This is a genomic window from Microbacterium sp. SSM24, from assembly GCF_025989145.1.
In the GTDB taxonomy this organism is placed as follows: domain Bacteria; phylum Actinomycetota; class Actinomycetes; order Actinomycetales; family Microbacteriaceae; genus Microbacterium.
The window spans coordinates 74,549-96,476 of the sequence record NZ_JAPDNQ010000002.1; the positions used below are offsets into that span (position 1 = coordinate 74,549).

The window sequence follows — 21,928 nt, forward strand, 5'->3', positions numbered from 1 at the left end:
TCGTCAGGTCAGCGTCGGACGCCCTTCGCGGGGGTCGCCTGGAACGCCTTCTCGATCGTCTGCGAGAACGTGTTGCCCGCGGCATCCTTCGCGGTCACGCGCAGGTCGACCCAGCCGCCCTTGTCCGACACCGGGATCTGCGCCGAGAAGCCGCGGACCCACGCACGGGACGGGACGAAGATGTCGCCGGAGCCATCGACGGCGCCGGTGGGGGCATCCGTCTTCGCGTTCTTCAGGCTGATCTTCTTCCAGTGACCGCCGGCGGTGCGCGCTTCGAGCGTCGCCGTCGTGATCGCGCCGGCCGGTACCGTACCGGCGACGTGACCCACTTCCAGACCCAGCGTGATGCCGGAGCCCTTCTTTCGGCCCTCGCCCACCTTGTTCTGCGCGTTGACGTCGACGTCGTAGTACGCGGTCATCATCGGCAGCAGCCGGGGGGACCAGTCTCCGAGCTTTCCGGACGAGCGGAACGTCCAGTCGGTGACGGTCTTCGTCGACCCCGCGAGGTGCGAGCCGTCGTGGGTCGCGGTGCTCACCACGCGCCACAGCTGGTTCTCGCCGTCGGGCAGCTCGTACACGTTCGCGCCCTGGTGCTCACGCTGCGCGATCAGCTTTCCGTCGATGTAGATGTCGGTCAGCTGCTTCACAGTCGACGGCTCGCCCCACGTCTCGAACGTGCCGGTGCGGTCGCCGTTGCCGCCGTCCGCCCAGCTCGGCACGTTGATCTGCGCGTAGTCCGACTGGCGGTAGGGCACCCAGAAGCCGACGCCGAGGTTCGGGCGCACGATGCCGCCGAAGTACTCCGCGCTCGTGCGCTTGCCCGCCTTGTAGGTGCGCAGCTTGTCGCGCATCTCCCACATCACCGAGCTCACGCCCACCCACTGGTTCCAGCGGATGCCGTCGGTGTTGATCCACTCCTCGCGGTCCATGCCGCGCTGGGTGCGGAACGGGATGCCGTTGCCATAGGTCGCGCCCGGGACGAAGTCATACCGGAACTCGCCGAGCTCCTCCTTCTGACCGTGGAACCGCGTGTCGATGCGCGCGAGGTCCTTCGGCTTGAAAGCGAGGACGGCCGGGATCTTCCCGTCCGCGTACTCGGCGATGTCGTACAGCACGTCGCTGTTGGCCGTGCCCACCGCCGTGATCGTCACCTTCGTGCGTGCGAGGTCGGCGAGGAGCTTCTTGCCCTGCACCCCGCTGATGCCGGCGACCGGGATCGGCGCAGGCTTCTCGTAGTCCGCGGAGCCGACCCACTCGTTGAACTCGCCGTCGGCGTCGTTCACCACGATGAGGAGCTTCGCACCGGCGGCGACCGCGTTGGCCGTGCGCTCGGATGCCGGCACCTCGGCGGATCGGGTCACCACGGCGACCTTGCCCTTGACGTTCACCTTCGCGAAGTCGGCCGCGCTGCCGAGCCCGGCGACGACTGCCGCAGAATTCAGCTTCAGGTCCGTGAACGTGCCGCCGATCTGCTCGATGAGGTCGAGCGGGTTCTTGCCGGCGGTCACCGCGAGGAGCGGCTTCTGCAGGCGCCAGCGCGCGGTGAAGCCGAAGTCGGCGTCGTCGACGACCATCGGCACGGCCCACATCTCGTCGTTCCACACCGGGGCGATGACGCTCGAGAAGAAGTCGTCCACCTTCACGTCCATGCGGGTGAACGCCGACGTGAGTCCCCTGCGCTTCACGTCGACCGTGACCTGCTTCGCCTTGCTCGCGTCGAGCGTGACGGTGCGGTTCTGGTCGAGGGTGATCGTCGGCTCACCGGTGAGCACGGTGGCGATCGTGTCGGGGGTGCGGTTGAGCTCCATGTAGGACATGACTGTGTAGTCGCCCTTCATGAGGCGCAGCGTCGTCTCGCCGTCGACGTAGACGGGCTCGGCGAACTGGGCGGCAGGGTTCCACAGCACCGCGTAGGTGGAGGTGGGGCTGCCCGTGAAGTCCTTCGCTGCGATCGTGAGGTCGTAGCGCTCGGCCTCGGCGATCGTGCCGAGGGCCGTGCGCGTGACCGCCGTGCCGTCGACCGAGCCGACCAGCATGCCCGACAGCTGCGTGCCGGCGGGGACCTTCGAGGGGTCGACCGTCATCGTGACCGACGCCGTGGCTCCGGCGGCGATCGTCAGCGAGTCCGCGTCGAGGGTGAGCGCATCGAACGCGATGCCGGCCGACATCGGTCCCGCGCCGCCCGCGCCCGGCGTGGTGTCAAGGAGGGTTGCCTCCAGTGCCACGGTGATCTCGGCATCCGTCCGGTTGGTGAACGCGACCGCGCGCTCGACCGGGGTCGGCTCCTCGCCCCACGTCAGCATGCCGAAATCACCGGAGCCGTCGGCCACGACGGGTGCCTCGAGGGCCGCGTCGACGTCGATGACGCCGGTGCCGCCCTGATAAGCGGTGTAGCCCACGTCGGTCGCCGTGCTGGCGAGGGCGGCCTTCAGCTGGTCGGTCGTGTAGTCGGGGTTCGCCCCGAGGAGGATCGCGGCGGCTCCGGCGACGTGCGGCGTCGCCATCGACGTGCCGCTCATCGAGACGTAGGCGCCTTCGCCGCCGCTGTCGGACGAGCGTGCGGCGGTGACGTCCATGCCGGGTCCGGTGACGTCGGGCTTGAGCGCGCCCGAACGCGACAGCGGTCCCTGGCTGGTGAAGTACGACAGCTCGCCGGACGGGTCGTCGACAGAGCCGACGGTGAACGCCTCGACGGCCGAGCCGGGAGCTCCGATCGTCTCGGGGGCGCCGTTGTTGCCGGCGGCGACGACGAAGAGCGCGCCGGTCTCCTCGGCGATCGCGTTGAGCGACTCCGCCATCAGGTCCTTGCCGTCGGAGGCTTCCATGGAGCCGAGGCTCATGGACACGATCGGGGCGTTCTGGCCCGCCCACTCCATCGCCTCGATGATCCACGAGTCCTGGCCGGAGCCGTCGGCGCCGAGCACCTTGCCGACGAGCAGCTGCGCGCCGTCGGCGACGCCGCGGTGGGTGCCGCCGCTCGCGGCGCCCGTGCCGGCGATGGTGGACGCGACGTGCGTTCCGTGGCCGTTCGCGTCGACGTCGACCTCTTCGTCGGGCACGAAGCTCTTGGAGCTTGCGAGCACGCGGCCCTGCAGGTCGGGGTGGGTGTCGTCATAGCCGGTGTCGAGGACGGCGACGGTGACGCCCTCACCGGTGTAGCCGTCGGCCCAGGCCTCGGGGGCGTCGATGTAGTCGGTGCTCGAATCGAGCGTCGCGCGCACCTTGCCGTCGAGGTGGATGGCTTCGATGCCGCCCGCGAGGCTCGGGGTCGCCGAGAAGGTGCTCGCGCCCTGCGCGGTGAGCGACTGCCACGCCGAGGCGGCGTCGTCGTGCCCGAGAGTCGCGGCGGCCGCGTCGATGCTCTCGAGCTCGGTCTGCACATCGAGGCCGGGCACCGGTGCGGAGAATGTCTGCGCCGAGGACTGCTCGACGATGATCGGCGTGGCGTCGACGGATGCGTCGTCGTAGCCGTACTCGATGAGGCGCGAGACGTTGAAGAGGTCCTGGTCGAGGACCCCGGCCGCAAGGAACGGCATCGCCGCGTCGGGGATCACGCGCAGCTCGTCACCGAACTCGTAGGTGCGCACACCGGCTCCGGCGACGGCGGTGTCGACCTGGACGGTGTGCACCCCCTCGGGGAGGTCGCTGACCGTGACGCGATCGCCGGTGATCAGGGTGACGGTGTGAGAACTGCCGGCAGCCGCGCGAGGGGCGGGGGGACCGTCGACGGACTGTGCGGCCGCCGGCAGGGTGGTGAGGCCGATACCGGCGATTCCGATCGCCAGACCGCTTGTGGCGGCGACGACCGAACGCAGGCGGTGACCTGTGGAGTGGGGACGGGGCATGGCTGAACCTCTCGGGGGTAGGGGATCCGCTTGGAAGCCTCACACGGCGAATCCCCTAGAGTGATGGCGGAGAAGTGACATGGCCACCATCCGCCAGAAAGGCCGTCATGCTCGACGCACTCGGACTCGATGACGCGCACACCGCGGTGTACCGGTGCGTTGTGCAGCAGACGTCGGCGTCGGTCCCCGAGCTCGCGGCCGCGCTCAGCATGTCGGCCCCGCGTGTGCGGCCCATCGTGGCCGAGCTCGAGCGCCTCGGCCTCCTTGCGCGCCAGGCCGCCAGCAGCGACCGGTTCGTGGCCTCACCGCCGTCGGTGGCACTGCGACCGCTTCTCCTCGAGCGCGAGCGCGGTCTCACGCGTGCGCACGAGGCTCTCGTCGAGCTGAACGACCTCTATCGGCACTCGGCGGAGCAGCGCAGCGTCGCCGACGTGGTGGAGGTCGTGCTCGGCGACGACGCCGTGCGACAGCGCGTCGCGCAGCTGCAGGCGGCAGCCAACCAGCAGGTGCGGGTCCTCGTGCTGAACGAGATCGCGCTCCTCAGCGGCGAGGAGAACGTCGAGGAGGATCGTGCGCTCGAACGGGGCGTGCGGTACCGGGTGATCGTGGAGAGCGCGGTGCTCGAGCGCCCCGGCTTCCTCGCCGCGGCGCGCGAGATGTCGGAGATCGGCGAGGAGGTGCGCGTGCTCCCCACGCTCCCCACTCGCATGTTCGTCGCCGACGATCAGATGGCGCTCGTCCCGATGCGGGCCCACTCCGAGGACGAGGGGTTCGGCGCCCTGCTCATCCACCCGAGCGGCCTGCTCGATCTGGTGATCTCGATCTTCGAGGAGTACTGGCGCTCCGCGACGGAGTTCCTTCCGATCGCCGCCGTCCACACCACCGAGGACGTCGACCGCGACCTCCTGCGCCTGCTCCTGCTGGGTGTGACGGATGCCGCGGCGGCGACCCAGCTCGGAATCTCGCTGCGCACCGTCCAGCGCCGCGTCGCCGACCTCATGGAGGTCGCAGGCGTCACGACCCGCATGCAGCTCGGTGCGGAGGCCGTGCGGCGCGCCTGGGTCTGACGCGGCGCGTCCACGATCCGGATGCCGCGCGAGGCCGGCGTCGGAGTGCCGCTCACCCGGCGGTGTTGAACCAGTTCCGGCGCTGGGCCGCTTCGTGCTCCGTCTCGCCGGGGTCGGAAGTGTCGTGGTCGGCGAGGTTCCCGGCCTCGAGCGGGACGAACCGGAGGCATCGCACGCACAGGCCGCGGCCGTGCGGGTAGCCGTTAGGGGAGGGGGCCGCGGGTTGTGCCGGGGATCCGGATCCGGCGCAGCGGGGCGGGTCGGCCGCGGCATCCGTCCACATGATGGTCCGCTGGCGATGCAGACCGGGGTGGTCGAGCGGTCTCGTGCACCGACGCCCGTGACTCCTGCTGCGGCAGAACCGGAGCGGCTCGGTCACGGCCGGGCCCGTGGCACGAACCGGGGGACCCACCGGACGAAGGCGACAGCGCCGAGAAGGCCGATGGCGCCCATGGCCCCCGTTGCAAGCGAGAGGGTCGACACGGCGGCGATGCCCGAGACGAGAAGCGGCGACACTGCGCCGCCCGCGTCGGTGAGGGTGCGCCACGAGCCGAGGAAGGGTGCGGGGTCGGACTTCGGTGCGACGTCGGCTCCGAGGGTGAGGAGGATGCCGCTGGAGAGCCCGTTGCCGACGCCGAGCACGGCGGCGAACATCGCGAACCACATCGCGTTCTGTGCGGAGTCGTGCGTGAAGGCGAGCGCGATGAATCCCGCCCCCATGAGGACCATTGCGGGCAGGGCGGCCCAGAGCCGGCCGAAGCGGTCCATGACCTGACCGCTCGCGTAGAAGAGCGCGAAGTCGATGGCTCCCGAGATGCCCACGACGAGCGCGATGGTCTGCGCGTCGAGACCGATCGAGACTCCCCACAGCGGGAGGACGACCTGCCGTGCCGAGCGGACTGCCGCGAGGGATGCCGCGGCGACGCCGAGTCTCGACAGCACCCGGCGAAAGTGCCACATCGTGCGGAAGACGCCGGCGCGCTGTCCGTCGACTGCGGGTGCGACGCGCAGGGATGCGGTGATCGCCTCACCCGTGTCTTCGATCAGGCCGATGCCGCTCCCGCGGACGGTGTCTGCGCCGGGAGCGGGCATCGCGGACTCCGGATCCGGTCCGAGCAGCACCAGCAGGATCGTCGCGACGAGGCATGCGGCGAAGAACCAGATGGCGGCGTGGGCGTCGCCGAAGAGGGCGAGCAGGCCCGCGGCGACGAACGGTCCGACGAACATCCCCAGGCGGAAGGTTCCGCCCAGCAGTGACAGCGCCCGTGCGCGGAACGCGATCGGCACGCGGGTCGTCATGAAGGAGTGCCGGGCGAGACCGAACGCGGCGGCACAGAAGCCGATGAGGAAGATGGATGCCGCGAACACGCCGAGCGAGGGTGCGAAGGCGAGGGCGACGGCACCCCCGAGCGAGAGGAGACCGGCGATCGCCATCGTCAAGCGCTCGCCGATGCGGGCAACCGCCCACCCTGCCGGGATGTTGCCGCACAATTGACCCACGACGAGCGCGGAGGCCACGAAGGCGGCCGTGGCGACATCGGCACCCAGCTGCGCCGCGATGACGGGGATCAGCGGGATGACCGCGCCCTCGCCGAGGGCGAACAGCACGGTCGGTCCGTAGATCATCGGCGCGAACCGCCACAGCACCTCCCGGACGGGCGGGGAATCCGGGCGTTCGCTCACGTCCATCCACGTTAGTCTGGAGTGTCATGCTCGAGCTCGATCTGTCCGCCGATATCCAGGCCCTGCGCTCCACGTTCGCCGACATCAAGGCGGTCGTGGACGTCGAGGCGCTCACCAGCGAGATCGCGCGACTCAGCGAGGAGGCCGGCGCCCCCGATCTGTGGGACGACGTCGAGAAGGCGCAGAAGGTCACGAGCGCGCTCAGTCACCGGCAGTCGTCGCTCAAGCGTCTCACCGACATCGAGCGCCGTCTCGACGATCTCGACGTGCTCGTCGAGCTCGCGAACGAGATGGAGGACGAGGACTCCGCCGAGGAGGCTCGTCGCGAACTCGCCGAGCTCGAAGACATCGTCAGCCAGCTCGAAGTGCAGACGCTTCTCGACGGCGAGTACGACGATCGGTCGGCGGTCGTCACGATCCGCTCCGGCGCGGGCGGCGATGACGCGACCGATTTCGCGGAGATGCTCATGCGGATGTATCTGCGCTGGGCGGAGCGCCATAAATACCCCGTGAAGGTCATGGACACGTCGTACGCCGAGGGGGCGGGCATCAAGTCCGCCACCTTCGAGATCGATGCACCCTATGCCTACGGCACGCTGTCGGTCGAGGCGGGCACTCACCGTCTGGCGCGGATCAGCCCGTTCGGCTCGGCCGACAAGCGGCAGACCTCGTTCGCCGCGGTCGAAGTCATCCCCGTGATGGAGGAGGCTGTCGAAGTCGAGATCCCCGAGGGCGACATCCGTGTCGACGTCTTCCGTTCCTCCGGGCCCGGAGGACAGTCGGTCAACACGACCGATTCGGCCGTTCGACTCACGCACCTTCCCTCGGGCATCGTCGTGTCGATGCAGAACGAGAAGTCGCAGATCCAGAACCGCGCGGCCGCGATGCGCGTGCTGCAGACGCGTCTCATGCTGCTCCAGCGCGAAGAAGAGGCCGCGAAGAAGAAGGAGCTCGCCGGGGTCATCACGGCGAGCTGGGGCGATCAGATGCGCTCGTACTTCCTCTATGGTCAGCAGCTCGTGAAGGACCTGCGCACCGGGCACGAGGTCGGCAACCCGGCCGTCGTGTTCGATGGCGACCTCGACGGGTTCATCTCTGCGGGCATCCGCTGGCGCAAGCGCAAAGACGACGACTGACCTGCCGGTGAATCCACCGCGGTCTCTCCGGGTGTCGCAGGGGCCCTGGCGAAGTCGCCCGCTTAGGCTCGTTAGGCCATGATCCGGTTCGAGAACGTCACGAAGCGCTACAAGGGCACCTCCCGGCCTGCCCTGAACAACGTCGATTTCGAGGTGCTGCGTGGGGAGTTCGTCTTCCTCGTCGGTGCCTCCGGATCGGGGAAGTCGTCGTGTCTGCGCATGGTCCTGCGCGAGGAGACGCCCTCCGACGGGCGCGTCGTCGTGCTCGGGCGCGACCTGCGCACCCTGTCCAACCGCAAGGTGCCGTACTTCCGGCGTCACATCGGCGCCGTGTTCCAGGACTTCCGGCTGCTGCCGAGCAAGACCGTCTTCCAGAACGTGGCCTTCACGCTGCAGGTGACCGGGTCCTTCCGCGGGTACATCCAGCAGACGGTTCCGGAAGTGCTCGCGCTCGTCGGTCTCGATGGCAAGGAGAAGCGACTGCCGCACGAGCTCTCCGGCGGTGAGCAGCAGCGCGTGGCGATCGCCCGCGCTCTCGTGAACCGGCCGCAGGTGCTTCTCGCCGACGAGCCGACCGGAAACCTCGACCCCGCGACCTCGGTCGACATCATGCAGCTGCTGGCCCGGATCAACGGCGGCGGCACCACGGTGGTCATGGCCACGCACGAGGCCGGCTTCGTGGACCAGATGCAGCGACGTGTGATCGAGCTGCGGCATGGCGAGATCGTGCGCGACGAGCGCCACGGCGGCTACGGCGACACCTCCGGCCTGCCGAGCCTCGCTCCCGAGGAGGAGCGCGGCGCCGCCGCCGTCGCTGCTCTCACGGCCGTCCTCCAGGTGCAGCGGGAAGCGGCCGCCGCCGCCGAAGCGGGGCTCGATCCGACGCTCGTCGTCGACGAAGAGCCGACGGATGCCGCACCTCGCGCGAGCGCGGAGGCAGCAGCATCCGTCCCCGCGGGCCACGAGTCGGACGCGGGCCGGGGCGGCGCTGCCGCGCCCGGCACCGACCCTGCCGCCCTGACGTCCGAACCGGCGCCGCCGACCGAGCCGAAGGCGCACCCCGAGCCGGCGTCCGAGGCTCCGGCCGAAGCGACACCGCAGCCGGCCGCGACACCGCAGCCGGCGCTCACTCCCGCACCCGTGCCCGAGCCGCACAGCGCACCCACTCCGGCAGTCGCGCCTCCGCCGGCGGCCGCGCCTCAGCCCGCGCCCGCACAGCACGCGCCGAAGCCGGTCACGCAGACTCAGCCGATCCCGGTTGCCGACATTCCCGAGGTCGACGTGGCGGAACTCGGTCTCGCCGATCGCCTCGGTCTCGATACGGGCGATGAGGAAGAAGTGGGGCCGACGTCATGAGGGTGGGGCTGATTCTCGGCGAGGCCTTCACCGGTCTGCGTCGCAACGCCTCGATGGTCATCTCGGTCGTCCTCGTGACGTTCGTGTCGCTCACGTTCGTCGGTGCGGCCATCCTGATGCAGATGCAGATCGGCACGATGAAGGACTTCTGGGTCGATCGCGCCCAGGTGGCGGTGTACATGTGCACCGCGATCTCGCAGGCTCCGACATGCACTGGGGGAGTAGCGACCGAGGAGCAGCTCGCCGCCGTGCAGGAGAAGCTCGACGGGCCCGCACTCTCGCCTCTCATCCGCGATGTGCGCTTCGAGGACAGCGAAGAGGCCTACCAGAACGTCATCGAACTGCTCGGCGAGGACTACGCCAGCGTCATCACGCCCGACCAGCTCAACGAGACCTACTGGATCAACCTGGTCGATCAGAACCAGTCCGACGTCATCATCGAGGCGTTCGCCGGGACCGACGGTGTCGAGGAGGTGCAGGACCAGCTCCAGTACCTCGAGCCGCTGTTCTCGGCGCTGACCGTGGCGACCTATATCGCCGTCGGGATCGCCGTGCTGATGCTCATCGCGGCGGTGCTCCTGATCGCGACCACGATCAGGCTCTCGGCCTTCGCGCGACGGCGAGAGCTCGGCATCATGCGCCTGGTGGGAGCATCCAATCGCTTCATCCAGACGCCGTTCGTCCTGGAGGGTGTGTTCGCTGCGCTCATCGGTTCGCTGCTCGCCAGCGCGGCCGTGATCGCGGGCGTGCACTTCGGCGTCGACCAGTACCTCCGCGGCCGCGTCGAGTTCGTCACCACCTGGGTCGACCTGGCGGACGCGTGGATCGTCGTCCCGGTGCTGATCCTGATCGGCGTGGTGCTGGCGGGACTCTCGGCGAGCTTCGCGATCCGGCGCTGGCTGAGAGCCTGATCCGGCCCGGCTGCACGCCGGGCGTGTCGTCGGGGGTAGACTGAACGGCTGCCGTGCGCCCGCGCGGCGCGCAACAAGCTCAGCAACCGGAGGGGAGCGGTCATGCCCAGGGAACGCGGGGAGAAGGTCGTCGCGACCAATCGTCGCGCGCGCCACGAGTACGAGATCGAGAAGACGTACGAGGCGGGCCTGGTGCTGACCGGAACCGAGGTGAAGTCGCTGCGACAGGGTCGCGCGAACATCTCGGACGGCTACGCGTACATCGCGAACGGCGAGGCGTTCCTCGACGCCGTGCACATCCCGGAGTACTCGCAGGGTCACTGGACGAATCATGCGTCCAAGCGCATCCGCAAGCTCCTGCTGCACAAGGACGAGATCGTGAAGCTCTCGCACGCCGTCTCGGCGGGCGGCTACACGCTCGTCCCGCTCAGGCTGTACTTCAACGACGGCCGGGCGAAGGTCGAGATCGCGGTCGCGAAGGGCAAGCGCGAGTACGAGAAGCGCCAGACGATCCGCGAGCGCGAGGACAAGCGCGAGGCGGAGCGTGCGATGCGCGCCCGCAACCGACTGGGCGAATAGAGCGGATGCCGCGTCCCGGCCGTCCGACGGGGCTCAGCGGGCGGTGAACCGGGCCTCCACGGCCGCCGTGATCACGATGTCCTCCGGTTGCAGCTGCACCGCAGGGCCCCCGCCGCTGTCGGCGGCGAACTGCGCCTTGGCCATCAGCATCCGGGGCGCCGGCGCGGACTCGGGGGAGTCATTGCGCGTGAGGAGGCCGACGTCGGCGATCTCGAGCGGCGTCACCGTCGAGAGGCCGATGGCGCCGGCATAGGCGTTCGCACGTGCGACGGCCACGGCGACCGCGCCCGCGGCGACATCCCGCTCGACCGACGCGCGCGCGCCCGGCGTCAGCTGCCAGTCGATCCAGCCGAGCTGCACGCCGTCGCGCTCGGCGACCTCGCCGGCCCACCACGACAGCACGGCGAAGTCGGTGAAGCTGGCGGTGAAGTCGACGGTGGCGTAGTGCACCGGCGCCAGGCGCTTGCCCTCAGGGCTCCACGGGCGCTCCGACCACACCGAAACGCGCTGACTGCTCCACTCGGTCACCGTTCCCGCCGCCTTGCGGCTCGCGAGATCGTCGCGCACGGGCTCGCTGTAGGCGGCCATGCGCTCGACGACGGCGCCCCGCTCGGGACCTTCGGCGCGGATCGTGAGGTGCGCGACGGCGCGCTCGGGCACGATCCGCGTCTCGTGCTCGCCTCGGACGGTGATGACGACTTCGCTCATGTCGCCGACTCTACGGTGCGAAATGCGTTACCTGCACGCCGCGGGAGTGTGACGATCACGTAAACCGAACCTGGGAGGCCGCGACGCGGCCGACGCGCGGGGTCTGCAACTTTCGGGCCTCCGACCAGGGATTGATCGACAGCGTGTCCGCCAGAAGGCCGACAGAGCGCGCCCGTAAACGTTGCATGACAGTGCGGGCGTGTCGATTGCGAGGAGCGCCCCGATCGGCGTGGACTCGGAACAACGAACGGCCCCCGACGTGGTGGGTTCCCCCCACCACCCGGAAGGACCGCCGTGTTCATCTTCCTGCTACAGGTCCGCCACATGCTCGGCGGCTATCCGGAGCTCTACCTGTTCGCCGTGTACTCGCTCCTGATCTGGGGCATGTGGCTGCTCAAGGTGCTTGTGAGCATGCGGTACCGGCCCTACACCGAGGCGCATCGCGCAGGGACCAGCGTCATCATCCCCGTCGTCGACGAGCCGCTCGATCTCTTCCGCGACGTGCTGCGCCGGATCACCGAGCAGCGGCCCGACGAGATCATCGTCGTCATCAACGGGGCGCGCAACTTCGACCTCGAGGAGGTGTGCGCCGAGTTCGCGCCGGCCGTGCGCTGGGTGCACACGCCGATCGCCGGCAAACGCAACGCCGTCAAGGTCGGCGTGGAGATGTCGCGCTACGAGATCTCGGTGCTGGTCGACTCCGACACGATCTGGATGCCGGACGCGCTCGACGAGCTCATCAAGCCGTTCAAGGACGAGCGCGTCGGAGGAGTCACCACTCGCCAGCGGATCCTCGAGCCGGAGCGCAGCTGGATCACGCGATGGGCGGACTGGCTCGAGAACACCCGCTCGCTCTACTCGATGCCTGCGCAGAGCGTCGTCGGCCAGGTGGGATGTCTCCCGGGGCGCACGATCGCGTTCCGCCGCAGCATCCTCGTCAGCGTCATGGACAAGTTCATGACTCAGAAGTTCATGGGCGTGTTCCTCGAGATCTCGGACGACCGCACCCTCACCAACCTCACCCTTCAGGAGGGCTATCGCACCGTCTATCAACACACGAGCCTCGTGTACACCGATGCGCCGCTGCAGCTCAAGAAGCTGTACAAGCAGCAGCTGCGCTGGGCGCGCGGCAGCCAGTACAACACGCTGCGGATGATGCCCTGGATGCTGGGTCATGCGCCGATGCTCGCGCTGTTCATGGTCATGGACATCGTGCTCCCCTTCCTCCTCGCCGGTGTGCTGCTCGGCTGGATCTACCGTGCGACCATCGGTGCGGGCGAGAACTTCTACGCGGCGATCCTCCAGGAGTTCGGGATGGGTTCCGGCATCGCGTGGGTCATCGCCCTCATCGTCGTCTCGTCGGTGCTGAGCATGGCGATCCGTCAGCTGCGGCATCTCTCCGAGAAGCCGAGCGACTTCCTGCGGCTGCCCGTCTTCATCATCACCTCCACGATGTTCCTCATGCCGATCCGGCTCATCGGGTTCTTCCGGATGGGGCACGCGAGCGGATGGGGAACCCGATCAGGCGCGTATGCGGGCGGGGACGCGCCGACCTCTGACGAGCAGCTGGAGCGAGGCGCCGCAGATCCCGAAAGCGAGCAGATGCACCGCGAGCTCGAAGACGCCCCCCGATTCGAGCCCGTCGATCGGATCTTCGACGAGGTGCCTCCGGCTGCGGATGCCGCGCCCAGTCGCATCGCCGTCGCCACCGCGACGTCGGTTCAGACGAGAGTGCAACGCCGGCAGCACGTCGCTGCGCATGCCCCCGATCGCCCGCAGCGCCGGCGGCTGAACCCGAAGGCGGCGTGGCCCTACGTCATCGGCGCCGCGATCATCGCCCTGGAGGTCTGGATCATTGTCTGACGTCACCCCCCGCACCTGGTGGGCCGCCAGCGGCCGCGCTTCGAAGCTGACCGCCCTCGGTGGAATCGTGCTCACGGTCGCCCTCGTCGCGACGAGTGCCGTCGTATGGGCATCACCCGGCGGTTTCACTCCCGGCCCGAGCGCCGAGGACCAGCTCGCCGCGGCCCTCGCGGAGAACAAGGCGCTGAAGGAAGACCTCGACGCCGCCGAGAGAGCGGGCGCTGCCCCGACGCCGACGCCGACGCGCACGCCCACCCCGACGCCTACGCCGAAGCCGACGCCGACACCGGGCGCGAAGACTGCTCCCGCACCCGAGCCGGGAACCAGGATCGTGACGGTCTACCGGTCGTCGCCCGAGGGTGGAGGCGAGCAAGCCGTCGATCCCGCTCCTGCGCCTTCGACGCCGCCGACATCGCCGGCGGTGACGGCACCCCCGATCGCGTCGATCGTCGCGCCGACGCAGCGCTACTTCGGGATGTACACCGCGCAGGCGCCCTTCAACTTCGCAACGTTCGACGACGCGGCGGTGAAGAGCGGCAGCCGGCAGTCGCTCGTCGGCTACTTCGGCGGGTGGGATCAGGCGTTCCGCGGCGACGCGGTGGTGCGCTCGTGGGAACGCGGCCTCCTGCCGATGCTCACGTGGGAGTCACGTCCGATCGCGGCGGCCAACGACGTGCCCGAGGATCCGGTCTACGCACTTCCCCGCATCCTCGACGGCGCCTTCGACGACTACCTGCGCACGTACGCGCGAGACATCGTCGCGACAGGCCTGCCTCTGGCGATCCGCCTCAACCACGAGATGAACGGCACCTGGTATCCGTGGAACGAGCAGAAGACCAACGGATCGTCCAACAACGGCAACAGGACCGGCGACTACGTCGCCGTGTGGCGGCACGTGCACGACATCTTCGAGGCCGAAGGCGCGAACGCGTTCGTGATCTGGACGTGGGCGCCCAACATCATCAACAATCTGCCCGATCGTCACCAGACCCTCGAGTATCTGCGCTCGCTCTACCCGGGCGACGAGTACGTCGACCTCGTGGGTGTGTCGGGGTATCTTCGCCAGCCGTTCGTCGCGGCGAACGACTTCACTTTCGACTACACATTCGGAGCCACCCTCGACCAGTTGCGGGCTCTGACCGACAAACCGATCCTCTTGGCCGAGATCGCCGCGACCGAGAACGGTGGCAAGAAGGTCGCGTGGCTGAACAGCGTGTTCGCATCGCTCGGCGAGCCGGAGAACGCCGACATCATCGGCCTCGCCTGGTTCAACATCGCCGTCACCACCGTCAGCCAGGGTCAGCTCGTGACGAACGACTGGCGCATCGACTCGCGCGGCGCATCGCTCGCTGCCTTCCGTGCGGGTCTCGCATCGCCCGCAGCCAACTTCCGTTTCCTAGCTTATTGATTCGCCCCGCTCGGCCTTCAGAAGGAGAGAACCACATGTCCCCTCACCTGCGACCCGCTCCAGTCTCCACCGATGACGCCGCCCCGCTGCGTGTCAGCGTCATCGGCACCGGCTACCTCGGTGCCACCCATGCCGCCGCCGTCGCCGAGATGGGCTTCACCGTCATCGGCGTCGACCACGACCCCGCGAAGATCGCTGCCCTCGAGAAGGGCGAGGTGCCGTTCTTCGAACCGGGTCTCCCCGAGCTCATCCGCAGCCACGTCGAGACCGGCCGCCTGACCTTCACAACTGACCTCGCGGCGGCGGTCGCCGCATCGGACGTGCATTTCGTCTGCGTCGGCACGCCGCAGCAGGCATCCAGCCACGCCGCCGACCTGTCGTTCGTGGAAGGAGCGACGCGCGCGGTTGCGGCGGCACTCACGCACGACGGGCTCATCGTCGGCAAGTCGACCGTCCCTGTGGGGACGGCTGCGCGGCTGAGGGAGATGGTGGATGCCGCCGCGCCGCCGCACGTTCACGTCGAACTGGTCTGGAACCCGGAGTTCCTGCGCGAAGGCTATGCGGTGGACGACACACTTCACCCCGACCGGATCGTCATCGGGGGAGCTTCTGCGTGGGCAGAAGAGCAGCTTCGCACGCTTTACGGGCCCGCTGTCGCCGGCGGCGCGCCAGTTGTGACCTGTGACCTGCCGACGGCCGAGCTCGTCAAGGTGAGCGCGAACGCCTTCCTCGCGACGAAGATCTCGTTCATCAATGCGATCGCCGAGGTATGCGAGAAAGCGGGCGCGGACGTCTCTGTCCTCGCGGACGCGATCGGCTACGACGAGCGGATCGGTCGCCGCTTCCTCAACGCGGGGCTCGGGTTCGGTGGTGGGTGCCTTCCGAAGGACATTCGCGCCCTGACGCACCGTGCGGGCGAGCTGGGAGCCCTGCACGCCGTCGGTCTCATGCAGCAGGTCGATGAGATCAACATGTCTCAGCGGCAGCGTGTCGTCGAGCTGGCGATGTCGACCTGCCCCGTCAACATCCTCAACGCTCGCGTCGCTGTGCTCGGTGTCGCCTTCAAGCCCGACACCGACGATGTGCGCGACTCGCCCGCACTCAACGTGGCCGCTGCACTGCACCTTCGCGGTGCACTCGTGTCGGTCTACGACCCCGAGGCGAACTCCACGGCGAAGAGGTCCTTCCCGACCTTGACGTACGCAGAGAGCCTCGACGCCGCCGTCACAGGTGCCGATCTCGTGCTGGTCCTGACCGAGTGGCCCGAGATCGCCGCCGCGGATCCCGTCTCGGTCGGGCGCCTCGTCGCACACCGGGCCGTCATCGACGCGCGTCGGTGCCTCGACGCGGATGCCTGGCGGGATGCCGGATGGCGATGTGTCACGCTCGGCAGCGCTGAGGGCGAGCAGCCCGTCTCGCCCGCACGTGCGAGGGCTGCAGCGTAGATCGCTCAGCCGTTGCGCGCACGCGTCGATCCCCGGGAGGATGCTCAGCGTGAGCGAATCCTCGACGGCCGGCAGCGCGCGGATCCCGCCGCGATGGGTGATCCGCACCGCCTGGGTCGTGCACCGCGCCCTCTACCGCGTGAGTGGGGGCCGGTTCGGGCTGCGGCGTCCCACGGCCACCGTCTACGGGATGATGCGGCTGCACACGATCGGCCGCCGCAGCGGCAAGGAGCGCGTCGCGATCGTCGCGTACTTCGAAGACGGTCCCGATCTCATCACGATGGCGATGAACGGCTGGGACGAGCCGTCGCCCGCGTGGTGGATCAACCTGCGTGCGACGCCGGAGGCCACCGTCGACCTGCCCGGTTCGCAGCGCCGGGTCCGCGCCCGCGAGGCGACCGGCGCCGAGCGCGAACGCCTGTGGGGTGTGTTCCGCGGACTGGAGGAGGGGTCGGACCTCGACGCGCTCGCGCGACTGCGCACCCGCGAGACGCCGATCGTCGTCCTCGAGCCGGTCGCCTGAGCCCGATCGAGCTCCGCGGAATGGCGGGGGCGCGGCATCCGTTGTATCCTGATGTGCTCGGTTGCTTCGGCTCCGGGTGTTGGAAACTCCACAGTGTGACAGCGGCCCTTCGCAAGAAGGTTCCATGGGGATGATCGGTTTCGACATCGCCTGCGAATCTGCGAGAAGCGGGCCGAGGATGCAGGGTTATCTCGTAAACGCTCTCTGCAAACCAATAAGTGCCGAACCTAAGCGCACTGAACTCGCCCTCGCTGCCTAAGCGAGCCTGAGTTCCGTCAGACCGTAGGCGTTCCCGCTACGGATCCTGGCGTCATCTAGGGGACTTGCTGCGTGACGGCGTCTGGACGTCACGCGGGACTCTTTCCAGGCTGGGCTCGTCGACTTAGGTGTCTGTGACAAAGGTCGGAGCCGAGTAGAACGCTTTCATAGACTGCGCCCGGAGAAGACGCAGTATCCCAGCGATGGACGGGGGTTCGATTCCCCCCATCTCCACAATCCGCTGTCACGGAACAAGGCCTCGAGAACTGCGTGAATACGCGGATCTCGGGGCCTTCGTTCGTTTGTCGCAATGGCGTCGAGTGCGTGCTCGCGTGTCCGTCGCGGAAGCCGTTTTCGTGATCGCACAGCACTGACGCCGGCAGCACATCCGCGGACGGTGCCGACCATCTACACTGTTGCCCACATCTTCATCGTCTCGATGATCATCGGGCGTGGTCGGTACCGGCGGGAGCGAATATGAGCGGCGAGTGGCAGCGTAAGCACCTCGGAGACGACGTGCCGGAGCAGGCCCCGGGCGAGGAGACGCTGCTGGGAGCCGCGGGCGACGAGGTGCCTCCCGGGGGAGTCGTCGCAGGCTCGTTCAGTGACGAGTTCCCCGTAGCCGACCCGTACGCGGGCATTCCGGCCGACGAGGTCGGCCTCCCGCCCCTGAGCGAGGCCGAGCAGGAGGCCGTGGCGCGCGAGGCGGACAGGCTCGCCGACGACCCGGACGCACGCCGCAACCTCTGAGTGAAGGACCTCTGAGCGCACCACGCTCCGGTCTCGACGTCGGATCTCCTCAGTTGCTGCTCATCGTGACGTGAGAGTCGGGAGTCGTCGGGTCGTCGCTCGCGCGATCACGCCGGAGCTTGTGCTTGACCCGGTCGAACCAGTGCTCGGGCGCGGTGAGCGCGGTGACGGCGTCACGGTTCGTCGGGTACACCGACGCGCCGTCGTCGATGATGCCGAACCGTCGGAGACGCGGCATCGCGCCCGACCTCACGCGGCTGAAGGCGATCTCGATCTTGTGCTGCGTGAGCCACGTGCGCAGGCCGTCGAAGGCTTCGGACGCCGTGACGTCGACATCCGTGACCGCCTCCATGTCGATGACGACGTGATGCACGGTGCCCTCACCCGCCGAGGTCACCGCCTTGCGCACCGCCTCGGCGAAGACCGTGCCGTTAGCGAAGAAGAGCGGCGCCGCCATGCGCACCACGATCACGCCGGGCGCCGTCACCTCGCCTGCGGGTGCGGGGTCCAGCAGCGACGCGGTCGGGTTGTCGTTGCGGGCGAGCACATCGATCGCGGGACTGGACGCGCGCTTGGCGAGATTGACCAGCGCCAGCACGAAGGCGACGAGGATGCCCGGGATCGACCCGATGAGCAACGTGACGAGGAAGCAGACGGCGCCGATCCAGAACTCGAACCGGTCGAGGCGCCACAGATCGATGAAGTCGCGGATGCCGAGAAGCGGCAGGATCGCGACGGCGACGATCGCGCCGATGGCGGGCGAGGGGATGTCGGCGAGCAGCGCAGTGCCGAACACCAGGAGAAGGAGCGAGCCGGCGGCGAGCACGAGCGAGGGCAGCTGGGTGCGGGAGCCCGCCTGGTCCATCGCCGCCGTCCGGCTGGTCGAGGATCCGACCGCGAAGCTCGCGGAGGCGCCGGCTGCCACGTTCGCGATCCCGAAGGCGAAGAGGTCGCGGTTCGGGCTCGTCGAGTACCGCCTCTTCTCGGCGTACGACCGCGCGACCAGGAGGCCCTCGGCGACGGTGACCAAGGTGAGCGCGATCGCCGAGGGCACCAGTGCGAGCCATTCGGTCCACGAGATGACCGGCCAGGTCAGCGCGGGCGGGCCCGCGGGCACGTCGCCGAGGACGTCCACGCCGGCCTCGTCGGCGCCGGTGAAGACGACGACGACCGTCGCGAGGACGAGGACGACGAGAGCCCACGGCACGACCGGAAGGAATCTCCTCCCGACGAGAAGGACAGTGACGGATGCCGAGGCGATCAGCATCGACCACGGGTTCGTCGTGCCCAGCCCCAGGATCAGCTGCGAGGACTTCTCGACGAACTCCGCGCCGCTGTCGATCTTCACGCCGAGCATCTTGGCGATCTGCGAGACGAGGATGCCGAGCGCGAGCCCGCCGACGAATCCGACGAGTATCGGCTTGGAGAGGAAGTTGGCGAGGAACCCGAGCTTGAACACGGCGAGGAGCATGAACAGGATGCCGCTGATCACCGCCTGCGCCATCGCCAGCGTCGCGTAGTCTGCCGAGCCCGCCACCGCCAGGCCGCCGATCGACGACGCGACCAGGGCGGCGGCCGCGGCATCCGGAGACGCGACGAGCTGGCGAGAGGACACGACGAGCGCGTACAGCACGGTCGGGAGGATCAACGCGTACAAGCCGGCGGTCGCCGGAAGGCCGGCGATCTGCGCGTAGCCGATGTTCAGCGGGATCGCGATGGCCAGCAGCGTCACACCCGCGAGAAGCTCGCGGCCGACGTTTCGGCGAGTCAGACCGGCAAGGGGCTTCTGCACGTCCACTCCCGTCGAGTCGGCGTCGCAGGGCGGCGACGCCTCCACGCTAGCGGGGCGCGACTCGCGCGCGGCGCTTCCTCGATCGTGTCGCGGGATCGCCAGGCGTGTCAGAGAGCGACGCGCACCCGGCGTCCGTCGAAGCCGACGACGTCGCCGATCTGCAACTGGCGTCCGCGGCGACGATCGACCTCGCCGTTCACCGTCACGAGGCCGTCGATGATCGCCTCCTTCACGTCGCCGCCGGAGTCGAGGACACCGGCGAACTTCAGGAACTGGCCGAGGCGGATGCCGTCGCCGCCGATCGAGACGTCGTCGATCGGGGCGGGCTTCGTCATGTATCGATGCTAGCCGCGCGCGAGCCCGGCCCAGGCATCCTCGATCGGCACATCCTGTCCGAGGACGTTGACCGCGGCGCGGTGGCCCGAGAACATCGCTGCGGGCACCGTCGCCGGGTCGTCCGTCCACGTCGCCTCGCCGGCGAGGTGGAGCACCCCGCCGATCGGAGTGGCAAGGGTGTCGTGGTCCTCGGTCCGCGACCCCACGGTCATATAGGCGTAGGAGCCGTGCGAGAACGGGTCGTCCTGCCAGTCGGTGACGTGCACGTGCGTCGGCTTCGGCACGCGGTCCCCGTACAGGCGTCGCAGCTGCTCCAGCACCGACTCGACGATGCGCTCCTCCGACCAGTGGAGGGTCTCGACGGCAGCTGGACCGGCGGCGAACGTGAGCAGCGTGGGTTCGTCGTGCAGGGCGGTCAGGTCGTACCACGAGTGCCACCACCGCCCCTCGGGACCCTGCTGACGGATGACGTACACGTCCTCGTCCCAGAACTTCGTGGAGAAGCGCAGGAAGACCTTCTCGAACGCGTTCATCGTGAAGCCCGCGAGCGCCCCGGCCACGGGCTCGGGAAGCGACGGTTCGATCAGGAAGTCGTCCGACTGCAGCACCCCCACCGGGACCGTCACGATCGCGGTATCGGCGCCGAACGAGCCGAAGTCGGTGTCGACGACGACACCCTCCGGCGACCACCGCACGCGCGACACCTCGTGCGTGAGCCGGATGTCGAGCCCTTCCGCCAGGCGCCGAGGGAGGATGTCGTATCCGTCGGGGAAGACGACCTCGTCGCCGTCGATGGAGTCGTCGTCGAGGCCGTGCGCGGCGAGGTCGTCGATCCAGGCGCCGTACTGCTCCTCGGAGCGATGCTCGAGGTACTCCCGCACGCGCTGCGTCCGCTCCTCGTCCCACCCCTGCGCGGCCAGCGCCTCCTCGGTGACGTCGCGGTAGGAGGCATCCGGAGCAGACTCTGCCACCACGTCGCGAAGCGTCGCGTCGACCGTGTGGATGTCGGCGACATACCTCGCGGCCGCCTCGGCCGAGAGTCGCACGCCGTCCGGGCCGTAGTGAGCGATCGGGCGGCTGTCGGGCTGATAGCCCCCGACGGTGAACTCGATCGTGCGCATGCCCAACGCCTCCGCAGCCGCGGCGACCGGTGAATCGGTGACACCGTGGATCCACGACGCGCCCATGTCGGTCGCCCGTCCGAGCCTGTGGTCGGTCGAGACGCGTCCGCCGACGCGATCCCTCGCCTCGAGCACGAGAACCCTGCGCCCGTGTCTGGTCAGCAGCCGGGCGGCGGTGAGGCCGGAGACGCCGGCGCCCACCACGATCGTGTCGAATCTCTCCATCGCCGACCTCCGATGCTCGGACGCGCCGTTCGGCGCTCTTCCGACCATACCCAGCCTCAGCGGGCGGATCCGACCTCCTGCGTGCCGATGACGGAGAGCAGCTGCAGCTTCTCGTAGCTCTCGGTGCCGGGCGTCGCCGTCAGCACGAGCAGCGTCTGCCCCTGTTCGGGGTCGAGGAGGATCTGGCACTGCATGTCCATCACACCGACCTCCGGATGCTGCAGCCGCTTCTCGCGCGGATGCGTCGAACGCACCTCGTGCGCCTCCCACAGCTCGCCGAACTCGGGACTCTCATCGAGAAGGGCCCGCACCATCTGGCCTGCGCGCGAGCGCGGGCCGTGCTTGGCGTAGACGGTGCGGATGTCCGCGGTGAACGACCGCGAGTGCATCGGGTGATCATCGACCGGATACACGTCGCGCGTGCCGGGCTCGAGGAACCAGCGGTACCCGACACTGCGTCGGAACCCCTCGAAGCGCGTCTCGTCGCCGAAGAGCGCTCGTGCGGGCGGCGTCTGGGCGAGCGTCTCACCGAGCTCGGTCATCACCTGGGCGGGGGTGTCGGCGAGCCGATCGAGCACGCGCATGAGTCCGGGGGAGACATGCTCGCTGCGGAGCGCGCGAGCCGGAGCGGTGTGCCCCGCCAGGCGGAAGAGGTGATCCCGCTCCTCGAGGGTCAGCCGCAGCCCGCGAGCGATGGCGGCGAGCATCTGCTCCGACGGCTGCGGGCCGCGGCTCTGCTCGAGGCGGCTGTAGTAGTCCGTCGACATGTCGCTGAGAGCGGCGACCTCTTCACGGCGAAGTCCTTCGGTGCGCCGTCGTGGCCCCCGCCGCAGGCCGACGTCCTCCGGCTGGAGGGTCGCGCGGCGGCGACGGAGGAAATCCGCCAGCTGTGCTCTGTCCACGCTTCGAGTCTGCGTCATGG

General features: G+C 69.0%; 17 protein-coding genes and 1 other RNA gene. 11 read left to right on the forward strand and 7 right to left on the reverse strand.

The genetic code is table 11. The features are described 5' to 3' along the window. Positions 1–8 precede the first annotated feature (8 nt). Positions 9–3,845 (reverse strand): S8 family serine peptidase, encoded by a 3,837-nt coding sequence (locus tag OL358_RS12325; RefSeq protein ID WP_264710363.1) that lies wholly within the window; start codon positions 3,843–3,845, stop codon positions 9–11. A 107-nt stretch (positions 3,846–3,952) separates the two neighbouring features. Here OL358_RS12325 and OL358_RS12330 point away from each other — a divergent pair, with 107 nt between their 5' ends. After that, a complete protein-coding gene (locus tag OL358_RS12330) occupies positions 3,953–4,912 on the forward strand; it encodes a transcriptional regulator TrmB (RefSeq protein ID WP_264710364.1) in 960 nt (319 codons plus the stop codon). A gap of 375 nt (positions 4,913–5,287) precedes the next feature. Here the strand turns inward: OL358_RS12330 and OL358_RS12335 are convergent, their stop codons facing one another. Further along, the gene (locus tag OL358_RS12335) at positions 5,288–6,601 is read right to left on the reverse strand and encodes an MFS transporter (RefSeq protein WP_264710365.1); all 1,314 of its coding nucleotides are present in this window, start codon (positions 6,599–6,601) and stop codon (positions 5,288–5,290) included. Between the two features lie 20 nt (positions 6,602–6,621). Between OL358_RS12335 and prfB the strand changes: the two genes are divergently transcribed. The 4 genes from prfB to smpB all read left to right on the forward strand — a co-directional run bounded on the left by prfB (position 6,622) and on the right by smpB (position 10,577). Beyond that, entirely contained in the window at positions 6,622–7,731 is a 1,110-nt protein-coding gene (gene prfB, locus OL358_RS12340) for a peptide chain release factor 2 (protein WP_264710366.1), read from the forward strand. Between the two features lie 78 nt (positions 7,732–7,809). After that, positions 7,810–9,087 (forward strand): cell division ATP-binding protein FtsE, encoded by a 1,278-nt coding sequence (gene ftsE / locus OL358_RS12345; RefSeq protein WP_264710367.1) that lies wholly within the window; start codon positions 7,810–7,812, stop codon positions 9,085–9,087. Then, positions 9,084–9,998 (forward strand): permease-like cell division protein FtsX, encoded by a 915-nt coding sequence (gene ftsX, locus OL358_RS12350; protein WP_264710368.1) that lies wholly within the window; start codon positions 9,084–9,086, stop codon positions 9,996–9,998. The genes ftsE and ftsX overlap by 4 nt, the downstream gene beginning before the upstream one ends. Before the next feature lie 102 nt (positions 9,999–10,100). Beyond that, a complete protein-coding gene (gene smpB, locus OL358_RS12355) occupies positions 10,101–10,577 on the forward strand; it encodes an SsrA-binding protein SmpB (protein ID WP_264710369.1) in 477 nt (158 codons plus the stop codon). A gap of 33 nt (positions 10,578–10,610) precedes the next feature. Here smpB and OL358_RS12360 read toward each other — a convergent pair whose 3' ends face one another. Next, positions 10,611–11,285 (reverse strand): SIMPL domain-containing protein, encoded by a 675-nt coding sequence (locus OL358_RS12360; protein ID WP_264710370.1) that lies wholly within the window; start codon positions 11,283–11,285, stop codon positions 10,611–10,613. Between the two features lie 294 nt (positions 11,286–11,579). Between OL358_RS12360 and OL358_RS12365 the strand changes: the two genes are divergently transcribed. The 6 genes from OL358_RS12365 to OL358_RS12390 all read left to right on the forward strand — a co-directional run bounded on the left by OL358_RS12365 (position 11,580) and on the right by OL358_RS12390 (position 17,532). Then, the gene (locus OL358_RS12365; RefSeq protein ID WP_264710371.1) at positions 11,580–13,148 is read left to right on the forward strand and encodes a glycosyltransferase family 2 protein; all 1,569 of its coding nucleotides are present in this window, start codon (positions 11,580–11,582) and stop codon (positions 13,146–13,148) included. Then, positions 13,141–14,556 carry a glycoside hydrolase family 26 protein gene (locus OL358_RS12370; RefSeq protein WP_264710372.1) on the forward strand — a complete coding sequence of 472 codons (1,416 nt, stop codon included), beginning with the start codon at positions 13,141–13,143 and terminating at the stop codon, positions 14,554–14,556. The genes OL358_RS12365 and OL358_RS12370 overlap by 8 nt, the downstream gene beginning before the upstream one ends. A 35-nt stretch (positions 14,557–14,591) precedes the next feature. Then, positions 14,592–16,001, forward strand: coding sequence for a UDP-glucose dehydrogenase family protein (locus OL358_RS12375; RefSeq protein ID WP_264710373.1), 1,410 nt, complete (start codon positions 14,592–14,594; stop codon positions 15,999–16,001). 40 nt (positions 16,002–16,041) lie between these two features. Beyond that, positions 16,042–16,524, forward strand: coding sequence for a nitroreductase family deazaflavin-dependent oxidoreductase (locus tag OL358_RS12380; protein ID WP_264710374.1), 483 nt, complete (start codon positions 16,042–16,044; stop codon positions 16,522–16,524). A 126-nt stretch (positions 16,525–16,650) separates the two neighbouring features. Further along, positions 16,651–17,019, forward strand: a transfer-messenger RNA (tmRNA) gene (gene ssrA, locus OL358_RS12385). Positions 17,020–17,259: 240 nt separating this feature from the next. Continuing rightward, entirely contained in the window at positions 17,260–17,532 is a 273-nt protein-coding gene (locus tag OL358_RS12390; protein ID WP_264710375.1) for a hypothetical protein, read from the forward strand. Positions 17,533–17,581: 49 nt separating this feature from the next. On the opposite strand, the gene OL358_RS12395 is transcribed toward OL358_RS12390, so the two are convergent. The 4 genes from OL358_RS12395 to OL358_RS12410 form a co-directional block, all read right to left on the reverse strand. After that, entirely contained in the window at positions 17,582–19,324 is a 1,743-nt protein-coding gene (locus OL358_RS12395) for a SulP family inorganic anion transporter (RefSeq protein ID WP_264710376.1), read from the reverse strand. A 107-nt stretch (positions 19,325–19,431) separates the two neighbouring features. Then, positions 19,432–19,659, reverse strand: a complete 228-nt coding sequence (locus tag OL358_RS12400) for an RNA-binding S4 domain-containing protein (protein ID WP_264710377.1) — start codon at positions 19,657–19,659, stop codon at positions 19,432–19,434. Positions 19,660–19,668: 9 nt separating this feature from the next. Then, the gene (locus OL358_RS12405; RefSeq protein ID WP_264710378.1) at positions 19,669–21,006 is read right to left on the reverse strand and encodes a flavin monoamine oxidase family protein; all 1,338 of its coding nucleotides are present in this window, start codon (positions 21,004–21,006) and stop codon (positions 19,669–19,671) included. A 56-nt stretch (positions 21,007–21,062) separates the two neighbouring features. Next, positions 21,063–21,908: a helix-turn-helix transcriptional regulator gene (locus OL358_RS12410; protein ID WP_264710379.1), complete on the reverse strand. Its 846-nt coding sequence runs from the start codon at positions 21,906–21,908 to the stop codon at positions 21,063–21,065. Between the last annotated feature and the right edge of the window lie 20 nt (positions 21,909–21,928).

Excerpts from the sequence above, each read along its gene's own strand:
- ftsE (WP_264710367.1), top strand. The coding sequence starts at position 7,810 with ATGATCCGGTTCGAGAACGTCACGAAGCGCTACAAGGGCACCTCCCGG.
- OL358_RS12330 (WP_264710364.1), top strand. The coding sequence starts at position 3,953 with ATGCTCGACGCACTCGGACTCGATGACGCGCACACCGCGGTGTACCGG.
- OL358_RS12375 (WP_264710373.1), top strand. The coding sequence starts at position 14,592 with ATGTCCCCTCACCTGCGACCCGCTCCAGTCTCCACCGATGACGCCGCC.
- prfB (WP_264710366.1), top strand. The coding sequence starts at position 6,622 with ATGCTCGAGCTCGATCTGTCCGCCGATATCCAGGCCCTGCGCTCCACG.
- OL358_RS12400 (WP_264710377.1), bottom strand. The coding sequence starts at position 19,659 with ATGACGAAGCCCGCCCCGATCGACGACGTCTCGATCGGCGGCGACGGC.
- OL358_RS12390 (WP_264710375.1), top strand. The coding sequence starts at position 17,260 with ATGAGCGGCGAGTGGCAGCGTAAGCACCTCGGAGACGACGTGCCGGAG.
- OL358_RS12360 (WP_264710370.1), bottom strand. The coding sequence starts at position 11,285 with ATGAGCGAAGTCGTCATCACCGTCCGAGGCGAGCACGAGACGCGGATC.
- OL358_RS12405 (WP_264710378.1), bottom strand. The coding sequence starts at position 21,006 with ATGGAGAGATTCGACACGATCGTGGTGGGCGCCGGCGTCTCCGGCCTC.
- ftsX (WP_264710368.1), top strand. The coding sequence starts at position 9,084 with ATGAGGGTGGGGCTGATTCTCGGCGAGGCCTTCACCGGTCTGCGTCGC.
- smpB (WP_264710369.1), top strand. The coding sequence starts at position 10,101 with ATGCCCAGGGAACGCGGGGAGAAGGTCGTCGCGACCAATCGTCGCGCG.
- OL358_RS12380 (WP_264710374.1), top strand. The coding sequence starts at position 16,042 with ATGCTCAGCGTGAGCGAATCCTCGACGGCCGGCAGCGCGCGGATCCCG.
- OL358_RS12325 (WP_264710363.1), bottom strand. The coding sequence starts at position 3,845 with ATGCCCCGTCCCCACTCCACAGGTCACCGCCTGCGTTCGGTCGTCGCC.
- OL358_RS12335 (WP_264710365.1), bottom strand. The coding sequence starts at position 6,601 with ATGGACGTGAGCGAACGCCCGGATTCCCCGCCCGTCCGGGAGGTGCTG.